The sequence below is a fragment of the Kamptonema formosum PCC 6407 genome (genome assembly GCF_000332155.1).
Taxonomy (GTDB): domain Bacteria; phylum Cyanobacteriota; class Cyanobacteriia; order Cyanobacteriales; family Microcoleaceae; genus Kamptonema; species Kamptonema formosum.
This window is the reverse complement of sequence record NZ_KB235903.1, coordinates 1,779,221-1,800,475: the sequence shown is the minus strand read 5'-3', so window position 1 is coordinate 1,800,475 and position 21,255 is coordinate 1,779,221. Positions and strand designations below refer to the sequence as shown.

Below are 21,255 nucleotides of genomic sequence, written 5' to 3'. Positions count from 1 at the left end.
AAACAATACGCTTGAAGAATTTTCGCGCAAATGCGGTGGGTGCGGAGGGGACAATAGCCCTAGAGCAGGAAGGCATGAAGGCAGAAGGCAGAAGGTTAAAAGTCTGATTCCTCATACTTTTCAACTTTCTCACTGGCGATATGACTGCCATACTGCTCTCGTTAGATACGCTCTCATGGAGTAGTGCGATTTTGCGATCGCCTCCAACTCAAAGCAGAGAGATCGTTGCCTGCTACACTAGCGATAGATATAATCTGGACGTAGCCATTTAGCGATCGCTGCTCCAACTCCGGTTAACTACACTAAGTTATGGTAACTGATCCTGCACTCCCCTAACATTCAATCGCTTTACCTTGAGTAAAATCGTTATTTTAATTTCAGATTTCGACCTTTTAAGCCCAAACCATCGGAGGAAATTAATTTGCCCCAATCCTATCGAGTTGCTATTCTAGGAGCAACTGGCGCAGTCGGCGCAGAGTTGCTGGAGTTATTGGAAAGCCGAGACTTTCCCCTTGCTGACTTGAAGCTGTTGGCTTCTGCACGTTCCGCTGGTACAACTCTCTCCTTTGCTGGCGAAAAGTTACCTGTAGAGGCTGTAGGCGATCGCTCTTTTGATAATGTCGATTTAGTCCTCGCTTCAGCGGGAGGCTCTATCTCTAAACTTTGGGCCCCGAAAGCTGTGGATGCTGGTGCAGTAGTCATTGACAATTCCAGCGCTTTTCGGATGGAACCAACTGTTCCCCTAGTTGTGCCAGAGGTGAATCCAGAGGCGGCGGCAACTCACCAAGGTATAATCGCTAATCCCAATTGCACGACAATTTTAATGGCCGTTGCCGTTTGGCCGTTGCACCAAGTTCAACCAGTAGAGCGGATAGTTGCTGCCACTTACCAGTCTGCCAGTGGTGCCGGCGCTAGAGCAATGGAAGAGGTGAAGACCCAAGCTAGGGCGATTTTGCAGGGTGAAACACCCAAAACTGAGATTTTCCCCTATCCTTTGGCCTTTAATTTGTTTCCCCACAATACGAAAATCAACGATTTAGGATATTGTGAGGAAGAAATGAAAATGGTAAACGAAACCCGCAAAATTTTCGGAACCCAGGATATTAGAATTACGGCAACTTGCATTCGGGTTCCCGTACTCCGGGCGCATTCGGAAGCGATTAATCTAGAGTTTGCGAAGCCTTTTAGTCCGAAATTAGCTAAGCAGATTTTGAGTCAGTCTCCCGGAATTAAGCTGGTAGAAGATTGGGAAGCTAATTATTTCCCGATGCCTGTGGAAGCTAGTGGTAAGGACGAGGTATTAGTAGGCAGGATTCGCCAAGATATTTCTCATCCCTGTGCTCTGGAACTCTGGCTTAGCGGCGATCAAATTCGCAAAGGGGCGGCATTGAACGCTGTGCAAATTGCGGAATTGTTAGTGGTTAGTGGTTAGTGGTTGGTTGTTAGTGTAAAACAAGGAACTAGGAACAATAGACAGCTAACAAGGAACAATAGATGATGAATAATTAACAACTAACAACTAACAACTAACAACTAACAATTATGAAGAGTGTGGTAAATTTTGGAAGGGTTCTGACTGCAATGATTACACCGTTTAAGGAAGACGGTAGCGTGAATTATGCAGTAGCAGAACAGTTAGCAGTGCATTTAGCCGATCGCGGCAGTGATGGAATAGTAGTCTGCGGAACCACAGGGGAATCTCCCGCTCTTACGTGGGAAGAAGAATATAATTTATTTCAAGTCGTGCAAAAGGCTGTAGCCGGAAAAGCGAAGGTAATTGCAGGGACGGGATCGAATTCTACTAGCGAGGCGATCGCAGCGACGCAAAAAGCTGCTAAACTAGGACTAGATGGATCATTACAAGTAGTTCCCTATTATAACAAGCCGCCGCAGGAAGGTTTGTATAGACACTTTAAAGCGATCGCTTCTTCTGTTCCAGAATTGCCTATAATGGTGTATAATGTACCTGGACGCAGTAGTGTAAATCTGCTACCAGAGACCGTCGCTAGGTTGGCAGAAATTCCGAATATTGTAGCTGTCAAAGAAGCCAGTGGCAACTTAGATCAAGCAAGTCAAATTCGACGCATCACGCCCCCTGAATTTCAGATTTACTCTGGGGATGACTCCCTAACGTTGCCGATGTTGGCAGTTGGGGCTACCGGCGTAGTTAGCGTGGCAAGCCACATAGTAGGAGAGCAACTCCAACAGATGATACAAGCTTTTGAAGCTGGTCAAGTCCAAGTCGCTACCCAGATTCATCTGCAACTTTTCGACCTGTTTAAAGCTCTTTTTCTTACCACAAATCCCATTCCTGTTAAGGCACTTTTGGAACTCCAAGGCTGGAATGTTGGAGCCCCCAGACTGCCGCTGTGTGAAGCGTCAGAGGAGATAGTTAAAAAGTTAAAAGATGAGCTTAGCAAGCTAGGTATGCTTTAGCCAGTTACAGGGGCAAAAACGAGTTTTCAGACAACTGAATAAAATAGTTAATGGTTAATAGCTAATGGCTAATAGCTAATAGCTAATGGCTAACAGTTAACAATTAATAATTAACTGTTACAAATGACCAATGACCAACTACAATGACCAATTACCAATTACTAATTACCAATGATTAATCCCAGATTACCGATTACGAAAGATGCAATGTTGAAAGATTCAATGATGCGGATGACCAAAAACTCAAGCGAACCCACTCTCAAAATTATCCCCCTGGGCGGACTCCATGAGATCGGCAAGAATACCTGTGTTTTCGAGTACGAAGATGAAATTATCCTCCTAGATGCAGGATTAGCTTTTCCCAGTGACGGAATGCACGGCGTAAATATTGTTCTCCCAGACATGACTTATCTGCGAGAAAATAAGGAAAAAATCAAGGGTATGATCGTCACTCACGGTCACGAAGATCATATCGGCGGCATTCCTTATCACCTCAAACAATTTGAAATTCCAGTAATTTACGGCCCTCGCTTAGCGATGGCATTACTATCTGGCAAACTGGAAGAAGCGGGAGTTTCCAACCGGACGGAATTAAGAACAGTTAGACCTCGCGATATAGTGCGAATTGGCAAACATTTCTTAGTTGAATATATTCGCAACACCCACTCAATGGCCGACAGCTTTACAGTGGCAATTCATACCCCAGTGGGAGTTTTAATTCACACAGGAGATTTTAAGATCGACCACACCCCAGTAGATGGCGAGTTTTTCGACTTCCAAAAGCTGGCAGAGTACGGCGAGAAAGGTGTCCTCTGCTTAATTAGCGATTCAACTAACTCCGAAATACCTGGATTTACGCCTTCAGAAAGGTCTGTTTATCCTAACCTCGACAGAGTTTTTGCTCAGGCTCCTGGTAGGATCTTGGTGACAACATTTGCTTCATCTGTACACCGACTGCAAATAGTTTTAGAATTAGCTAAAAAGCATAATCGTTATGTGGCAGTGGTGGGGCGTTCGATGTTAAATGTCATTGCCCATGCTCGCAATTTAGGATACATTAAGTGCGAAGATAGCATCTTCCAACCCTTAAAGGCAGTCCGTAATATGCCTGATGAAAAGTTAATAATTTTAACTACGGGTTCCCAGGGAGAACCGATGTCGGCAATGACGCGGATTTCTAACTGCGAACATCAAGAGATTAGGATTAAAAAAGGCGATACAGTAGTGTTCTCAGCTAATCCGATTCCAGGGAATACGATCGCAGTGGTGAATACGATCGACAGGTTGATGATGCTGGGTGCAAATGTAATTTATGGTCGCGATAAAGGCATTCACGTTTCTGGGCACGGCTGTCAGGAAGACCAAAAGCTGATGATTGCGATGACAAAACCCAAGTTCTTTTTGCCGGTTCATGGCGAGCACCGGATGCTGATCCAGCACTCGAAGACGGCCCAGAGTATGGGTATCCCGGCAGAAAATATGGTGATTATCGACAATGGCGATGTCGTGGAGTTGAATCAAAATTCCATCTCCGTTGGCGGTAAAGTAGCGTCAGGGATTGAGTTAGTCGATGGTTCCCGTGCGGGGGTCGTTAAGGAAAACGTGCTTAAGGAACGTCAGCAATTGGCTGAAGATGGCATTGTAACAGTGGCGGCTGCTTTAGGTTGGGAAGGCAAATTGATCGTTAAGCCTGAAATTCATTTGAAGGGTGTAGTCACAAATGTGGAGCGATCGCTGTTACAACGGTTGATTACGCAGACGATTGAAACTGTGTTGAGCGATCGCTGGTCAGAATTTGCTAAACCTGTCGGGTCAAAAGTTGAGGTTGACTGGGTGGGAGTGCAGACGCAATTAGAACGAGCGATTCACAGGCTGCTACGTCGGGAAATTCAGAGTAATCCCTTGCTGGTATTTTTGATGCAAAATCCAGAAGATGTGGGGGCGGCGGAGAAACCTAAAGTTACTCAGGAAGAACCGGAAGTTAAGCTTACTGGTCGGCGACGGCCTCGGACTGTTACGAGAGTTGCTTCTTAACAGGTTTTAAGGGGAGATGAACGCAGATAGATTTAGCGATCTGTCTGCGTTTATTTTTTTGTTTATTAAGTAGCTCCACCTAATTAAACATAAGATAAGGATGGCTAAAAAGCTGACTGTGTAAACATTCTTCCTTCTCTCCTAGATAACTAAATCCTTCTTCCTTCGATTTACTATTCCTCTGGAGACTTTAATTCAATCGTCAGATTCGGCAAACCAGAAAGCTTTTCCGTCTCTGGGATATTTTCAGCTAAGGGTACAATAATCGTTAATCCTCCTGGCACGCACTCAATTGACAGCGGAGTATTACCAATAATTTCCCCATCTAAGACAACTTTTTGAGGCGGATCGGTAGTAATTTTAACCTGTTTTGCTCGCAAATAACCAATGTCATCTCGTTCAACAGCACTCCCCCTCAAAGCTGTTTGTAATAAGTGGTAAGAAGCTGCGATCGCACCTGCGGCATTCGCAGGTGCTACCACTGTAATATCGAGTAAACCATCATCAACAATAATTCCCGCCGGCCCTTGAGCTAAAATAGAAGTAGCCGGTGCTGCATTGGCAACCGTTACGGCAGCAGCAGTAACATTAATAATCTTATCTTCAGTTTCAATTGTCGTCTCAAAACTCTCCATATTGTTCAACTGTTTAATTCCCGACAGAATGTAAGCCAACATTCCCCAGCGATTTTTTGACTCTCGATCCGCCTGTTCTACAGTTTCCGCCTCAAAGCCAACTCCTGCTAACAAAACCATTGGTTCTTTACCATTGCACATTGCCGCATCCACCACCCTTGTTAGCCCTCCTAAAATCACTCCGCAGGCTGATTCTATGGTAGTAGGAATTTCTAAAGCATTAGCAAAAGCATTCGCAGTTCCTCGCGAAATAATTCCTAAAGGGATATTACTTCCTACTACCGCCGCTGCTACTGCTGATAAAGTACCGTCACCCCCAGAAGCAATAATAGTTTCTGCACCTCTAGAAATAGCTTCCTTGGCAAGTTGAGCCGCGCTGATTTCAGGAGTAGTCATCCAAATTTCTAAGTCAATCACAGGGTCTAAAAGTTCTCGAATTTTCGCCAAATCTTGATCGGGGTCACTTTTACCAGCAACGGGATTAAAGATTAGGCAAGCCGAACGTTTTTCACTCATTTTTACTTAATTTTAAGTTGATTAAATAACTAAATCCCCTGTCCCCCGCTCATGGCTCTAGAAACCGGGTTTTTGAGATCGTCTGTGGGTCACGCAGAAGGCAGAAGGCAGGAGGCAGGAGGCTCTTATGTAGAAAGTAGAAGTCACAATGAAGTATTTTCGTAAAAAACCCGGTTTCTTTGGTTGGGTGCGTAAGTCCTGATTGGTTGAGAAATTACTGACTTATTACTATTTTATAAGTCCTAGTAAAGCTGAAGCCATAACTTATTCAGCAAGCCCGAACTAGAGCCTGTGCAATGCCGATTCCGTCTGATTCCATCGGCCTAGAATCCTATGCAAAATTAGCCGGATCTTGATCTCGCCGATGCTTGAGCAAAATCGGAGTACCTTGACCATCACCCACCAAAGCCGCCGTTTCCTCCAAGGCTTCCCGCAATCGCTTGGCGGCGTAAATCGACATATCGCGGGGTACATTCACGCGATCGCGCAAATAGCGCAAAGCCGCATCTGAACCAGCCGGCGGCTTACAAACTTCGCCTGTCATCATCAAGGTTAAAGCACAGCGCAAAGCTTGATCGAATAAATTGTCGTCAGCAGGGTTGACGCGAATGATGTTGCGGCGGTGCTTAATGACGCGATGGAGTGCTTCAGCGCGGGCGGTTTCCTGTTCTGGGTACATCGCATCCGGGAGTCCAGCCCAAGGCCCATTATCGACGCGGGCTTTGTTGAGCAACATTTGCGGTTCGCCGTTTTCATAACAGCCGCCCATTTGAGGGGGTAAATCGTGGACGTGGGTGTGGAAGTCGCTTTGAGTGCCGCGATAGGTGGGGCGGCTTTCCATCGCTGCAAACCAGTCAGCAAAGCGGGGGTTTTCTTCGCGCATGGAGTAGCCTTTGTAGTAGTAAAGACTGGCATTCATGCGTTCGACGTAGGGCGTAAAGATGACATCGGCAGTCCCAAATTCTTCCAGAAAATAAGGCCCAGGAGTGCTAGCCAGGGCTGCTTCCACTTGGGCGACGATATTAATAAATTGGTTGCGGTTGTGCTGTTCTACTCTAGCTGAACTGGCGGGGTAGCACAGCCAAGAGCACCAAGCTCTAAACAGCAGTCGCTCTAACCGCCGCAGGGAAATGACTGCGGGGTTTTCCATGCCCAAACCCAAGGGGCCATAGATTCTTTCGAGGGCGATTAAGATGTCGTCGCTTTCGGTGATGATGCGGCCGTCTAGTTCGATCGCGGGTAGCATTCCCGACGGCACTTTGCGCTTGTACCAACTTTCTTTTTCCCCATAGCAGAACATGGTAACTTTGTCAATACGATAGGGAATTTGTTTTTCTTCCAACCACAACCAGATTTTTTGGCAATAGGGACACCAGGCGTGGTTGTCGCGGTAGAGGGTGACTCGGACATCGGCTTCGGTTTGTCCGAACAGGCGCAGGCGGGATTGAGCGTTAGTTGGCCCGTTGATGCGATCGATTTGAAAGTCTGTGAGGGCTTCTAATTCTGTCCAGCTTAGGGGGGTGGCGATCGTTGTGGTGGATGTCATGGGTAAATTAGTGCTGATGATGGTTCCCCAAAATATAGACTAATATAGAACTTTTCTTGGTCGCGATCGCTCTCAAAGCTCGTCCAGTCAGATTTGGTTACATGGCCGATAGTATCTAGTTTTTAGTCTTTGACTTCTAGTACGAACAACCCCCGGATTGGATGTAAGATAACACCTATTGGCATCAAGGAACATCAAACTCATTCGGATAATTCCCTTCGTGCTCAACGCCTTACGGCATCAAAGGTTTAATCACGCTATTCGTGATTCTAGCTAGCCGCCGCTTCTTTAGTGCTCAACGCCTTACGGCATCAAAGGTTTAATCACGATTTGAATTTGCCTAGCGATCGCGCACCTTTATCCTGTGCTCAACGCCTTACGGCATCAAAGGTTTAATCACGGAAACTTAGGGATGCTGACTTGATAGAATGGGTGGGAGTGCTCAACGCCTTACGGCATCAAAGGTTTAATCACTCTAAACACTCTGCCATCCAATAATAAATGATCGGGTCTAGGTGCTCAACGCCTTACGGCATCAAAGGTTTAATCACCATTGACCAACCATAACCACACAAAGGAGGTGTAGTGCTCAACGCCTTACGGCATCAAAGGTTTAATCACTAAACCCATTGCGTTAGCCGGCCACGCGCTAAACATATGTGCTCAACGCCTTACGGCATCAAAGGTTTAATCACCAGAAAATTAAAACAACAGGAGGTAACAAACAAGCCAAGTGCTCAACGCCTTACGGCATCAAAGGTTTAATCACGCCCAGGCAGCCGGCCTAAGAAAGAACGGGTGAAAAATAGTGCTCAACGCCTTACGGCATCAAAGGTTTAATCACTGGGAGGCTTTTCCTCCGCCTTTTTCGCTGGTTTTACGTGCTCAACGCCTTACGGCATCAAAGGTTTAATCACCTCTAGCTCAAATTCAAATCCTTCCGTAGGTGTTCGTGCTCAACGCCTTACGGCATCAAAGGTTTAATCACGGTTTTGTCTCAAAATCCGGCATTAATAATTTAACTGTGCTCAACGCCTTACGGCATCAAAGGTTTAATCACGTCAGCATCGAAGTTATACCATTTAGGCAATTCATGTGCTCAACGCCTTACGGCATCAAAGGTTTAATCACATTCGTCTTCGGGGCGAATTATCTTATGGAGTGTCTGGTGCTCAACGCCTTACGGCATCAAAGGTTTAATCACTAGAGTGACAAGGTGTGTCAAAGCAGTTGTTAGCGAGTGCTCAACGCCTTACGGCATCAAAGGTTTAATCACTAACACCATTTGTAAGGCATTGCCCATCGCTTCTATGCGTGCTCAACGCCTTACGGCATCAAAGGTTTAATCACAATTCCCTTTTGCCGAAATGAGGGAATCTCTTTACGTGCTCAACGCCTTACGGCATCAAAGGTTTAATCACAGCGGCGGCTGAAACCTTTACAGGACAACCACCTCTCGCCCATTTTACAAGCACCTCCACTCAATAGCAACAAAATCTCAAAAAAAGCCAAAAACTAGCCATAAAACCCAAATCGCAATTTCCTCAAACCCTTATCCTGTATGAAATCCAGAGTTTTGCAAGCACCTCCAGCGAACCAATCAAAGCTAAAACCCATACAGGATAAAGGTTTCCAGCCATACAACCTTCGTCGTCTTCAGGAAATAACCGAATAGGTTGCCATTCTCGGTTGTGGGCAAGTCGGGCTTCTTCTGGCAAGCAGACTGGAGCAAGGGAGCAGCGGGTACAGAGGCGTTCGTTGTCGGTGACGGGTGGGCGACAGGGGGACTGGCGGAGCGATCGCGCTTGCTCTATCGCCTCTCGCACTGCTGCCCGTCCTGTATCATCGAAGGGGACGCGAACCATGACGTTATCAGCATGGTAGCGGATGCGGCCTTCTGGGACTGGAATGCGTAAAGCTGATTCGATGAGGTAAGCGTAGGCGAGAATTTGGATGCGATCGCTTTCCCAAGCTTGGGGCTGATTATGTGCATCTCGGTGACAGCGCCCCCGTTTGTGCTCGTAGGGAATTGTTTGACCATCGCGGGTGCGAAGGGCATCTAGGCGGCCTCGCAAGCCCAATTCTTCACTTTCTAAGTAAAGGTCTTCCCAGTCTTCATCTTCCTGTTTTTCGATCTCAACATGGAGTCGGCGACCGGCGAATACTGCTGCATCTTGGGTGTAGAGTTCTTCTACTTCTTCGAGGTAGAAAAGGCGGGGACAGTACGCGATCGCGTGGAGGGCCGAGACGCGAATTGTACTTTGTTTTGGGGGTGAAAAATAGTCAATTTCGAGTAGTTGCATGGTGAAATATGGGTTGAGTTAAAGTTTTTTACCTGATGGTTTTTCAGGTTAGGATTACTTTAGCTATTTCACTAGGCAAAAAAGTTTCCGCTATAATCACTCCTCAAAAGGTTCTTGAAAAAGTAAACCGACAAATATTACTCATAAACCAGCGCGATCGCGACGTTTTTGAAGTTTCTGTTGCAGTTGGGAGAAAACTGTCTCCCCATCAATAACCTCACATTGTCCACAATGTTTTTATTTTAGCGGCACTTTTGCCGACTTACAACTCTTCCTTATCTCCAAGCTGAGTATCTTGAGTAGGGGCGGGGCGGGTAAGCGAGAATTTTTAGATAATAATCAAATATCGTAGGCGTTCCCGCCCCTACAGAACTTTATATAATAAAGCATCCTACGATGTGCCAGTTACGTATTAATCTGGTTTCTTAGGTGTCCAAATCCAAGCATTCAAAGGCGGCTCAATTGAGGGTTCAGAAATTGGCGCAAAAAGATGACTTATTGTTTTACTGTTATCAAGGCGATCGATACCAACCGTCAAACGTTGCGATCGCTTGCGTGGTTCTGAGTCAACTTCCATTTTTTCATACCAGTGGGTTAACAGTGGGCTATCCATAATATCAATGCGATCGAAAAGGAAGTTATTATCACCAGCAAACGGTAAACCGTAGCGGCGATCGTTTAATTCGCCCCGCAATCCCTGACGGATGCGTTCAAATAGCCCTTCAAATTCACGAATACCGATGATAATATCCAGTCCAACAATTAACTCTCGCCGTACAGGAACAATCCAGTATTTTGCCCCATGAGTTTTTTCTTTAAGTTCCTTACCAGAAGATCCAACAGGATAACTATGAAGTTGTTGGTAAAGCGTACAAATCTCACTTTTTGAACCGTCAACTGCTCCAATTGCTAATTGTAAATGGGGAATATCTTTACGAATTTGAGTTGTTACTTGATCCAACCCAGTTCGCATTTCAATTCCCGCCAGATTTAAGACTAAGCCTAATGCAGCAGAAGGAGGCATTACAGGCATAGTTGAGCGATAAACTCCAGCCTGAAAACCACGATAGGCAGCAAAGGGCGCACGAACACGCAACCACATACAATTCATTGGGATTTTCTTAACCTAAAAAGTCATTAGCAATGTCAATTATCAACTTTTGGGGATTTTCGTACAGCTTTGCGCCAGCATCCTGTAGGTGTTTCCGTTGTTCTGCTTTCATATTACGAATTATCTCGCCACCAATCCAAAATTCCTCAGCAGGTAGGTCTTCCGAATGCAGCCGAGATAATTCGTTAAAGTTTCCATTTTCATCAAATCCATAAGTATTAAAACCTGCGACAAGGCAAGGAGTTAGACGTGCAATAATACTCTTAGGAGCCATTTCATAATAACTACGTGCGTGTCCACCAGCAACATTAGAAAGCTCACCAATTGCCTTTAGTAATGGTTTCACCCATTCAGGCTTTTCCTTACAGTCGTTGTAAGCAAGAGCAAAAGGATACTGATAAGCAGTGTGGGAAATTTCACGGTGCAAAAGTGTTGAATTATTTTTCTTGGAATTCTTCCAGAAGGTATCTTTATTATTCTCTGTCTCGGCATTTTTTGGGGATTGGTGAAAGGTTGCATCAAACCGATAAGGAGTCACTGCAACAGCCATATTCATTCGCAAAATGCTATCTCTTTTTGGAAGCATCCCTTTATTTTTCTTGATGGCCTCATTATCAGCAACCATGAACCCAAAGATAAAATCATCAGCAAACTTGCTGGCATTTGGAAATTCTTTAAATTCGACTGCAAGCTGATCTTGGTCGTGTAGACGCTTACGATTACAAGGTAATCCAGCCTCAATTAACATTTCTCGTAAAGCATTACGCATTGATTCGGGACTAATAACTGTATGTTCCTTTGTACCCTTCGCAATCTTTTGGAGAACAGTGCGGTTTTCTTCACTTTCGCCGCGATAGTTAGAACTAGGAGCAGCGTAGGTGAGGACAGTTGTAAAGAGATTATTGTTAGGCATAAGTCCAGTTTTTCCTTGAAGTTAAATTGACAGTTAGCTGTTGGCAGAAAGAGCAAGCATCGTTAAAGTACGCACTTTGTCTGTGTCTTCATAGAGATCGCGAGTTAGCTTTTCAAAATCTGACTCATTCATTCGTTGAGATACAGAGCAAATCGTAGAAGCAAAGTAATTAATGAAATCTGATTTTTCGCTACGGCTGCGAATATCCAAAAAAGCAGATTTAGCTATTTTTGCTTTTTTGTCGCGATACTCGCTTTCTTTCGGCGAGCCTTGAACATCCTTCCACTTGAGTTGATATTTACCTTCTAACTTACTTAATACATAGGATTTTACCAATCGCAAAACCAGTCTTTCGCAAGAGTATTCGGCAACTTCAGTTCCAAGATCCTGTTCTGTTTCTTCGGTCATATCTTCTACCTCATATTTGAATGATTCGCGTGAGTCGTGACGGAAATAATCATTTTCCATCGTTTGCTCGTAGGGAATGGTACACAGAAGCGAATCAAATCCTGTATACCATTTTTTATCCCTCACTAGATTAAGTAATCTTTGGTGGCGAAATGTCGGACTCCATAGACTATTTTTGATCGCTTCATACTCATTAGCCATCTCCATCGTTGGTAAAAAACGCCCAATATAAATGAATTTAGTATCATCTTTAGGTCTATGAGCATGAATAATGTCTATTGCATTAACTAAGTCTGACATACTCTTTTTAGACTCACTTTTATTAAGCTGAAGTTTAAGACGTTTGCTCATTTCCAGCGCTGCTTCAAGTTGCAAGTCTATAATACATTCACGAGGGAGAAACTTAAATGGTTTAATTTCCCTAGAACTAAGAAATTCAAAAAACTCATCACAGAAAAACTTGAGGTTTGCAATATCAGGGATAGCTATTACGTAGCCCCAAAAATCTATATTTTCCTGATGTTTTTTACTCTCCTTTTCCTTCTCAATATTAATTTTAATGGGGACATATATCTGTGCAACAAAAAACCAGAAATGCAGCAGAAAATGATATCGTCCCCTATCTTTAAAAGGGATATCTTCTGCATTTTTTTCCTGTACTCCCAAGTAAAAGCTACCTGCAAGTTTGATTTGTGAGGAAGGATTAGCTAAATTTTTCCAAATATCCTTGACATCTTTTGTATCTGACAATTCATTCGCTCTTGCCTTAAAACTGTTGCGAGAAAGTGCTTTGGCTTTTAGAATTGCCCAAAGAGCATCTCGCCAAAGTTTAATCCAAAGTCCATTTTTTCCATCAGAGGAACGATCGTACTGTGGATCAACAAGGAATGCTCCTTGTGGTACAAACATAGGATAGTAATAAGCAGTCTTCGTTTTGGGTTGCCCTGTTTTTTTGTCGATCTTTACTTTCCCTGTTTTTGAATCTTTATCAGGTACTTCTTCAGTCCTTATCGGCTGAATAATTTCTCCTGTTTCCTTGTCTTCGCGTAACTTGTACTCGATTTTTTCTTCCCAACTCGCTGCATAGACTTCATTGAGTAGTGCTTGTAAACCTAACTGATTAATTCGTAAAGTTACACCGCGATCGCTCAAATTATCGATCTCGCAAATAGCAGAACCATCTTGTTTCCACGGCTGAAAACGATGTAACCATTGTACCATTAAAACTAATCCTGCTAAACCAGATCGATGCTGAGAAGAAGACAACTCGGCCAATGTGTATGGGATAGAAATTAGTTCATTCATAATTTCACATCCTCTAATGGTTTGGTCTGAAATCCCGATCGCTCGTCGTAATGTCCTTCCCACTCAGCAACTTTTAAATACCTTGGTAGCCAACTTGGACGATCGCCTTTTGCCCAAGTCTCAGGTACATTAATTTTGTATCCGTCATAAGGTTGATGCTTCTTGATCCGTTTTTCCACCTCATCAAGATCGCGATCGAGAATACAAGGAACAGCATATTCATCCGTATCTCGAAAACTACCCATCGTGGCAAAGTAGCCACTATCGAGAAAACGCGAGGAACCATCGCTACTTCGTTCTTCAGGAGTATATTTTTCCATTGTGTCAGCGAGTCTTTTTTGACTAATATCACCCTCACCTAAATCGTTAATAAACTTTCTAGCAGCGTCTAATTCTTCACGATTATATGGCAAAGCCTTCGGCGGCTCATAAATATGAAGTGCAGCACGAAAATCATTACCCCTAACTAAATGACGATTAGCACGTCCAAAGCGTTGAACTAGGGAAGGAATGGGAGCAAATTCGGTAATTAAAACATCAGCATCAAGATCGAGAGACATTTCACAAACTTGCGTAGTTACAGCAATTGCTGGTTTTCGTACTTTTTGAAATGCAAATGCCTTAACCGTTTTTGTATGAACTTTCTGTCGATCGGTTAATCGAAATCTGCTATGATATGTCAAAACTTCTACCTTTAGTTCCTCCTTTAGCTTTTGTGAGATTGCCAGACAGCGATCGACTGTATTCACAACCCATAAAACTCGCTCACCCTGGCTATAAGCCTGTTTAGCTTTGGTCAACGCACTGGTAAAATTCTCTACAGGTTCAAGTCGATAGCGGGGATGATTCTCTTTCTCTTCAAGGTCTTTCAAGTTTTCGCGATCGCTGGCTGTTGGATATACTTTTAATCCCGCTTCCACTAACTCATTTTTTCGACAAGTTGGTAATGTTGCTGTCATACACAAAACAGGTAGATCGAAATGTTTGAGAAATGCAATTAAGCTATCAAACATCTTGCGATCGAAACTGTGAATTTCATCAATAATTAACACGCTATCTGCTAGAGCCGGTAACAAGCAAATCCCACCATAGCTGTGCTCCATGAAACCTAGAAATTGATCCACTGTTGCGCTAAAGTATCGCCGCGACCAAAAGCCTAATGAAAATAGACGATCCTCAGTGGTGAAGTCTTTTTCTTTCATTGAGTCGGGTGGATTTTCTGCGATCGCTTCGAGTTCATAACGCGCTGTTCCTGTCACCAGTGCTGCATCTGCTTCTGGTGCCCAACTCACGTAATCCTTAAAGCCTTCCGTTGCTGTACCCCTTGTGGGATAAAGAAAAATTACTTTTCCTACTGTATGGTGTTTTACCTGTTCTTCTGCCCATTTCCAAGCAGTAAGAGTTTTTCCAGCAGCGCAAGCAGCTAATAACAAAACTCTTGAACCTTGCACTCCTATTTCCTTCTGAAATGTGTGCAGAGTTTCATCTTGCAGCATCTGTAGTTGTCCCGTGTTGTTTTCTTCCAAAAATTTCTTAAGATCAAAAGGTTTATCCTCTCGTCTTGCATCAATTTTGCCGATGATGGGATGAATAATCGCAGTAACAATTTCAGCCTTGGTAATCGCTTTACTATGTACAACTTCTTCAATCCATTCATCAATTTTCTTTCCTTCTCGCACCAATCCTGAAGCCGCCGCATCAGAAACAATTAACCCTGCTTTAACAGCCAAAAGAAGACTTCTTCGCTCATCGTTTAGATTGCGTTTGAACTGTCTAGCAGCTTTCATGCCATCTTCCCATGCTTTACACCAGATGGCATCTTGGGAGAAGGTAGCGATCGCGATTTCGGGAGGCTGATCCAGACTCGCGACGCGCGCAATTTCTTGTAAGGTGACTTTTATTTCATCATGTAGTAGGTAAAGCTTAACTGGTTTGTAGCGAGTTACTTTAGATGGTTTTCCCCATTCGCGATCGCCTTTTTCCGCAGCCTTCAAATGATGGGACAAAACCGCAGCCGTAATTACTTCCACATCTAAAGATGAGTTTTCTTTTTGTAACCAAGAACGAACTTGTTTTAAATGCAATACCAGTGCGCTGATATGTTCATGTCTGAAAGTTTGATAGCATCCCTCAGATACAGCTTTGTAAAATTCCTCATTTGCTTTACCAATGTCATGCAATAAGGCTGCAACACGCAAATTTAACAAGAATTTTTCTTGTGCTTCAATGCCTTGAATTTTGAAGAATCTACACCAATTTTGTCCCCACCGACCATCTAGCCGGAAGATTTGTAAAGCACATTTTGCCGTATCTTCTAGGTGCTTTTTAAGAGTAATAGGCGGCTTACTTTTTGCCAATAAATGCTCAGGCAGATTAGACATTATCAAACCTCCATGCACGGGGCAAAGTGTTGAAAATCCCACAACCCATACGATGTTTACCCCCCAATCCTAAAGCCTGCAACTTAATAGAATCATCATCGCTGAGATCCATTACTTCTAAACTAAAACCCACTACTGAAAACGTTTTAACTTTAATTGCCTTCCGACTAAATTCTCCCTCTTCATTCAGCGGAATTGTCAGATTACCTTGAATTTGTAAATCATCCAATTGTCGCTTTGCTGCTACCAAAAAAGTATCTGGTTCTTGGAATCCCTTAATAATCACAATGCGCGATCGCAATCTCGCGGCAGGTTGCAATACAAAAATTTGCGGGATTCCTAGCCGAATTGCGTGCTTACCAATAGTTAATTGCTTGCCCGCTAAGGGATACACCAACGGCACTTTGTCTCCAGGTAGGCGGATTCTCAATTTAGAGCGATCGCTTAAATGAATTACCCCTTGCTTATCAGGCATTCCCTGAATGGTTTGAATACTCACCCCTGCTAAATTGTGAAGTTCCTCTTGAGAGTGTGCGATCGCGGAATACAAACCATACCCATGATCCGCAGGTAAAGTTTTACCGATGAGACTAAAACACAACTCTACATAAGGCAAATTATTATCTTGTCGTTCCTCGCGATCGCATTCAGTGATTAGCATAACTAGATCCCTCCTGAAAACTATAATTGTTACTCATCGCCTCTACCTCATCTTGAACCAACTTCACCAACTCCGGTGGGCTTTTCACTCTCGCCCCTTTCCCATACCCCAACACCCACCGCTTAATCTCATTCAAACCCGCCACACTCATCCTCAAGGTAATCGAACCATCAGGATGTTGTTCAATTTCCTGAGTTGGATGCCATCGCCTCTCCCAGATATAGGGTGCTGTGGGCCCATCAAACCAAATTTCTACTTCAATGGGTTTACCTCCTCCTACCTCAGCTTGAAAAATCCGCTCTAGATGTTCTTGAGCATTAAATGTGCGATCGCGCATAAACTTAGTATTAAGAATTTCTAAGCTCTGAATGCGATCGACTCGAAACCACCTAATCTCTTGGCGTTGTTGACAAAATCCAATTACGTAAGGGTTAGTTCCTCGGTAAATGTGCAGCAAGTAAGGGTCGAGCACTCGCTCAGACTTAGCATTGCGACTTGCTGTGAAATAACACATCTTGACTTGCTGGGATGTTCTACAAGCTTCTACTAATTGATTCCAGATTTCAGGGTTAATATAGGTTTCAGCACCACTTCTAAAAATAATGCGTTCATCAGCAATTCTTTGAAGATCGATCCAAGTTTGTTCTGGCAATCTTTCACTCAATCGTGCGATCGCAGAGCGCAATTCTGTGGTATAAGTTGAACCTGAGTAAGCTTGCAACATTCTCGCTCCCAATGTCAGAGCAAATAATTCACCTTGACTTAGAGAAATACTGGGCAAGCGCCAATCTGGATCGATGTAGTGAAAACCTTTTTGGCGATTGAACTCCACCGGGGCGTTGAACCGATCGCGCAAAAATGCCAAGTCGCTACGGATTGTTCTTTCGCTAACTTCCAAAGCTTCAGCAATTGTTCCTGTTGTTTGCCGCTGTGCTGCTCGCAACAGTGAGTCAATTTGCAACAATCTTTCCAAATGGCGGGACATAAGCTTAATGTTTGCTTGGTTAGCTTTATATTAAAGAAGCAACCCGGCAAAAAACTTTCCGCCTTCACAAAAAACTTATACAAGTCAGAACTTACGCACCAACCAAAGAAACCGGGTTTTTTTTGCCTTAGTCCTGTCTAAAAAACCCGGTTTCTGGTACGACCTGCGTAAGTCCTACAAAATACTCACCTAATAAGAAATCGAGCGGCCCTTTAGCGAAGGATTCCAGAGCGATCGCAACAGCGCCCTATTTGGAGTTTGCCTCTACACAGCCTGCCGCATGGCCGAGGCTTTTTCCCTCATGGTTAAGGATATTTAGCGAACTCCATTGACAAAATTCTACCTCGCCTTTTCTTCCCTCGGCGGCACATCTGTCAATCCATAATTTTTCATCAGCTTCAGAATTCCTATAGATAGAATTCCCCCAACAATTACACCGCCAACAATTAGCATAATAAAGACTTTTTGCAAAACTTTTTTAGTGTCGGGATGGTAGACTACCGGTCTATCCACATTTTCCCTATCTAGTTCCTTCGCTAAATTTTGCGGATCGAACCGATTAGATGGTTGATTCGTATCGAAAGGATCGGGTGTTTGATTAGGTAGTTGATTCATAGCTAGTTCTGGTGAAATGATAGTAACAACTATTATAATTGACTGCAACAATATTGCCGATAGTTCCTTCACAGTCAGATCGTTACGAGGCTATAACTTGAGATCGTTATCTCACTAATCCAGTCAAAAAAACAATTCAAAAATGACTCGATCGCCATCCTCCAGATTAATAAACAAGATATAATACCAGCCAGGTCTATAAAATCTCCCGACACTAACTGACTCTTGAGCGCTAAACTGGACAATATTGACCATACTCCAAAATCATGCCCGATCGCACTCAACATCTAACTTACCCCACCAGCCGCAAAATCGAGCAAACCGATGAATATCACGGCCTAAAAATTGCAGATCCTTACCGCTGGCTAGAAGACCCTGACTCAGAGGAAACCAAAGCTTGGATTGAGGCCCAAAACCAAGTTACTTTCGCCTACCTCAGCGAAATTCCCGCCCGCGAAAAAATCAAACAGCGGCTAACTCAACTATGGGACTACGAAAAATATAGCATTCCCTTCAAACAAGGCGATCGCTACTTTTACTTCAAAAACGACGGCCTCCAAAATCAATCCGTCCTCTACACCTTAACCTCCCTCGACGGCGAAGCCAAAGTTTTAATAGACCCCAATACCCTTTCCGAAGATGGAACCATCGCCCTTTCTGGCCTAGCCCTCAGCGAAAATGGCAAACTAATGGCCTATGGTTTATCCGCCTCTGGTTCCGACTGGCAAGAATGGAAAGTCAGAGATGTAGAAACAGGTGAAGATTTATCAGACCGTTTGCAATGGGTAAAATTTTCTGGTGCATCTTGGACGCACGACCATCAAGGATTTTTTTACAGTCGCTACGACGAACAAAACGAAAAAAGCAAACTAGAAGACGTTAACTATTACCAAAAATTGTACTACCACCGTCTCGGTACAGCTCAATCTGAAGACCAGTTAATTTATGAACGCCCCGACCAAAAAGAATGGGGATTCAGCGGCGGAGTTAGCGAAGATGGCAAATACTTGATCGTCTCAGTTTGGCGGGGAACAGATCCGCAAAACTTGATCTTTTACAAAGATTTAACCAACCCAGAATCACAAGTAATAGAATTAATTAATGAGTTCGATGCTGAATATGGATTCATTGATAACGAAGGCTCCCTATTTTGGTTTCAAACAGACCTAGATGCACCTCGCCGTCGCGTCATTGCCATCGATACTACCACTAACACCAGCACAGAAGTTATACCTCAATCCACCGAAACTCTCCAAGGCATCGGCATCCTCAATAATCAATTCGTTACCTCTTACCTGAAAGACGCTTATACTCAGATTAAAATCTTTAATTTAGAAGGTGCATTCGTTAGAGAAGTAGCCTTGCCCGGAATAGGTTCTGCCGGCGGTTTTGGGGGCAAACGCCACGACACCGAAACCTTTTACAGTTACACCAGTTTTACAGCACCCAACACCATCTATCATTACGATATGGTGACAGGCGAAAGTACGCTTTACCGCCAGCCCCAGGTAGATTTTAATCCCGAAGATTACGAAACCAAACAAGTATTTTATAGCAGCAAAGATGGCACCAAAGTGCCGATGTTTATCACCCATAAAAAGGGAGTGCAACTCGATGGAAATAACGCCACATATCTTTACGGCTACGGCGGTTTTGGGGCATCAATTACCCCCAGCTTTTCTGTCAGCAGAGTAGTTTGGTTAGAAATGGGAGGAATTTACGCGATCGCCAACTTACGCGGCGGCGGTGAATACGGCGAAGAATGGCATCAAGCAGGCACAAAATTAAACAAACAGAATGTGTTTGACGACTTTATAGCTGCCGCAGAATGGTTAATAGACAACAAATACACAACACCAGCAAAATTAGCGATCGCAGGCGGTAGTAACGGCGGATTATTAGTAGGAGCCTGCATGACCCAGCGTCCCGAACTATTCGGCGCAGCACTCCCCGCCGTTGGCGTTATGGATATGTTGCGCTTTCACAAATTTACCATTGGCTGGGCGTGGTGTTCCGAGTACGGTTCCCCAGAAAATCAAGAGGAATTTGATGTGCTCTATCGCTATTCTCCCCTGCACAATCTCAAACCAGGAACCCCTTATCCAGCCACAATGATTACCACAGCAGACCACGACGATCGCGTAGTTCCCGCTCATAGTTTCAAATTTACCGCTGCATTGCAAGCAGCCCACAAAGGCGATCGCCCAGTCTTAATTCGCATTGAAACCAAAGCCGGACACGGAGCCGGCAAACCTACCGCTAAAATTATCGAAGAAATTGCCGATGAATGGGCTTTTCTAGTGCGGACATTAGGACTTAATAGCAATCGCCAAGGCGTTTAAGACACACTGAATTGCTGAAACGCTGATTTCTATTCCCTTCTTTCCCTTCTTTCCCTTCTTTCCCTAGTCCCTAGTCCCTAGCCCCTAGCCCCTAGTCCCTAGCCATACATAATTGTTGATAACGTCACCCTCTGGGCGGTAATTTTACCACCCAGAAGACGGCGTTACGCGATCGGCGCAGGCGCGAGATTTTTCCGCAAAAACAACCGCCGGGGTTGACGGAAAAACAAACAAGTCCAATTCCAATCAACCTGTTGCAACTGATAGCCAGCCTTAAAATAAAGCCTACGTGCCGCATGATTATTCTCTAATACGTGCAGGTAAATATCAGAAAACCCCCACTCCAGCGCCGCACGCTCGCAATTACTCAGTAATTGTTGAGCAACCCCCAACCGCCTACAGTTTGGATGGACAGCCAAATTTGACAAATAAGGATACTCAGAATTAGACATCGGCCAAGGATGGTGAGAGCGCAAACCCATTTCCACCGTTCCCGCCAGATCCCCCGTTCCCAACAGACGACCCTGTGCCCCCTCCCTGCTAGATGTGAGCTCAGCCGCCAAACAAATATAATGCTCCGAAGCCGATCGCAGCCGGTTTCTTAAATCTTCATAAATACCCAACCGCAACACTGGATAAATCAACTCCATAATCCCCTCGCGAGAGTGAAAGCTCAGAGCCAAAATTTCCGCCAACTGCGTCAGATCCTTAGATACAGCCGCCCGGATCAGAAAGCGAGAGGGGCCAGACGGACATCGGGAGCTTTCTAAATCGCGGGACATCGAAGAAAAAAAGAAAGGATTCACAACTCCAAGCCAAGTTTTAATTATCAGCCTATCAGAATCACCCAGCCTCATACTGGCAAATAAAGCGATCGCCGTGCCTAATCGCCCGTAGGAATTAGAGTCAGGATTATGTCACCATTAAACGAGAAGTAAATTTTTACCTCCGCTACCGGGAAACATCTTCCCATGAAGCTTTTCCCGCTAAAGTCCAGATTAGCTTTAGCCTTGAGGCTAGCCGAGCGGCAGCAATGCCCTCCAGCCTTACTCGCCAATACCGCA

17 protein-coding genes and 1 CRISPR repeat array are annotated in these 21,255 nt (G+C 44.3%); of the genes, 5 read left to right on the top strand and 12 right to left on the bottom strand.

The window, feature by feature from the left end:
• Positions 1-140: 140 nt before the first annotated feature.
• From OSCIL6407_RS37785 to OSCIL6407_RS0112815, 4 genes are all read left to right on the top strand, one after another.
• Positions 141-272 (top strand): hypothetical protein, encoded by a 132-nt coding sequence (locus OSCIL6407_RS37785; protein WP_267879542.1) that lies wholly within the window; start codon positions 141-143, stop codon positions 270-272.
• A 149-nt stretch (positions 273-421) separates the two neighbouring features.
• On the top strand, positions 422-1,432 hold the full coding sequence (locus OSCIL6407_RS0112825) for an aspartate-semialdehyde dehydrogenase (RefSeq protein ID WP_007355506.1): 1,011 nt from the start codon (positions 422-424) through the stop codon (positions 1,430-1,432).
• A gap of 110 nt (positions 1,433-1,542) precedes the next feature.
• Positions 1,543-2,436, top strand: a complete 894-nt coding sequence (gene dapA, locus OSCIL6407_RS0112820; protein WP_007355505.1) for a 4-hydroxy-tetrahydrodipicolinate synthase — start codon at positions 1,543-1,545, stop codon at positions 2,434-2,436.
• A 231-nt stretch (positions 2,437-2,667) separates the two neighbouring features.
• A complete protein-coding gene (locus tag OSCIL6407_RS0112815; RefSeq protein WP_026103728.1) occupies positions 2,668-4,470 on the top strand; it encodes a ribonuclease J in 1,803 nt (600 codons plus the stop codon).
• 173 nt (positions 4,471-4,643) lie between these two features.
• On the opposite strand, the gene OSCIL6407_RS0112810 is transcribed toward OSCIL6407_RS0112815, so the two are convergent.
• The 11 genes from OSCIL6407_RS0112810 to OSCIL6407_RS37780 form a co-directional block, all read right to left on the bottom strand.
• A complete protein-coding gene (locus tag OSCIL6407_RS0112810; RefSeq protein ID WP_007355503.1) occupies positions 4,644-5,621 on the bottom strand; it encodes a YegS/Rv2252/BmrU family lipid kinase in 978 nt (325 codons plus the stop codon).
• 331 nt (positions 5,622-5,952) lie between these two features.
• On the bottom strand, positions 5,953-7,167 hold the full coding sequence (locus OSCIL6407_RS0112805) for a glutathione S-transferase family protein (protein ID WP_007355502.1): 1,215 nt from the start codon (positions 7,165-7,167) through the stop codon (positions 5,953-5,955).
• Positions 7,168-7,387: 220 nt separating this feature from the next.
• Positions 7,388-8,588: direct repeats of the CRISPR family, unit length 36 nt; unit sequence GTGCTCAACGCCTTACGGCATCAAAGGTTTAATCAC.
• A gap of 123 nt (positions 8,589-8,711) precedes the next feature.
• Positions 8,712-9,470, bottom strand: a complete 759-nt coding sequence (gene cas4, locus OSCIL6407_RS0112800; RefSeq protein ID WP_019487296.1) for a CRISPR-associated protein Cas4 — start codon at positions 9,468-9,470, stop codon at positions 8,712-8,714.
• 412 nt (positions 9,471-9,882) lie between these two features.
• Positions 9,883-10,581, bottom strand: coding sequence for a type I-MYXAN CRISPR-associated protein Cas5/Cmx5/DevS (gene cas5 / locus OSCIL6407_RS0112790; protein ID WP_026103727.1), 699 nt, complete (start codon positions 10,579-10,581; stop codon positions 9,883-9,885).
• A gap of 10 nt (positions 10,582-10,591) precedes the next feature.
• Positions 10,592-11,494, bottom strand: coding sequence for a hypothetical protein (locus tag OSCIL6407_RS0112785; RefSeq protein ID WP_007358161.1), 903 nt, complete (start codon positions 11,492-11,494; stop codon positions 10,592-10,594).
• A 33-nt stretch (positions 11,495-11,527) separates the two neighbouring features.
• The gene (cmx8, locus tag OSCIL6407_RS0112780; protein ID WP_007358162.1) at positions 11,528-13,207 is read right to left on the bottom strand and encodes a type I-MYXAN CRISPR-associated protein Cmx8; all 1,680 of its coding nucleotides are present in this window, start codon (positions 13,205-13,207) and stop codon (positions 11,528-11,530) included.
• Positions 13,204-15,588, bottom strand: coding sequence for a CRISPR-associated helicase/endonuclease Cas3 (locus OSCIL6407_RS0112775; RefSeq protein WP_007358163.1), 2,385 nt, complete (start codon positions 15,586-15,588; stop codon positions 13,204-13,206). The genes cmx8 and OSCIL6407_RS0112775 overlap by 4 nt, the downstream gene beginning before the upstream one ends.
• Positions 15,581-16,249, bottom strand: a complete 669-nt coding sequence (cas6, locus tag OSCIL6407_RS0112770) for a type I-MYXAN CRISPR-associated protein Cas6/Cmx6 (protein WP_007358164.1) — start codon at positions 16,247-16,249, stop codon at positions 15,581-15,583. Before cas6 ends, OSCIL6407_RS0112775 begins: the two co-directional genes overlap by 8 nt.
• Entirely contained in the window at positions 16,236-17,234 is a 999-nt protein-coding gene (locus tag OSCIL6407_RS0112765; protein ID WP_007358165.1) for a helix-turn-helix transcriptional regulator, read from the bottom strand. Before OSCIL6407_RS0112765 ends, cas6 begins: the two co-directional genes overlap by 14 nt.
• A 339-nt stretch (positions 17,235-17,573) precedes the next feature.
• Entirely contained in the window at positions 17,574-17,849 is a 276-nt protein-coding gene (locus tag OSCIL6407_RS0112760; RefSeq protein ID WP_007358166.1) for a hypothetical protein, read from the bottom strand.
• 123 nt (positions 17,850-17,972) lie between these two features.
• Positions 17,973-18,104 carry a hypothetical protein gene (locus tag OSCIL6407_RS37780; RefSeq protein ID WP_267879541.1) on the bottom strand — a complete coding sequence of 44 codons (132 nt, stop codon included), beginning with the start codon at positions 18,102-18,104 and terminating at the stop codon, positions 17,973-17,975.
• 11 nt (positions 18,105-18,115) lie between these two features.
• Here OSCIL6407_RS37780 and OSCIL6407_RS0112755 point away from each other — a divergent pair, with 11 nt between their 5' ends.
• On the top strand, positions 18,116-20,191 hold the full coding sequence (locus OSCIL6407_RS0112755) for a prolyl oligopeptidase family serine peptidase (protein ID WP_007358167.1): 2,076 nt from the start codon (positions 18,116-18,118) through the stop codon (positions 20,189-20,191).
• Positions 20,192-20,355: 164 nt separating this feature from the next.
• Here the strand turns inward: OSCIL6407_RS0112755 and OSCIL6407_RS0112750 are convergent, their stop codons facing one another.
• Positions 20,356-21,048 carry a GNAT family N-acetyltransferase gene (locus OSCIL6407_RS0112750; RefSeq protein WP_007358168.1) on the bottom strand — a complete coding sequence of 231 codons (693 nt, stop codon included), beginning with the start codon at positions 21,046-21,048 and terminating at the stop codon, positions 20,356-20,358.
• Between the last annotated feature and the right edge of the window lie 207 nt (positions 21,049-21,255).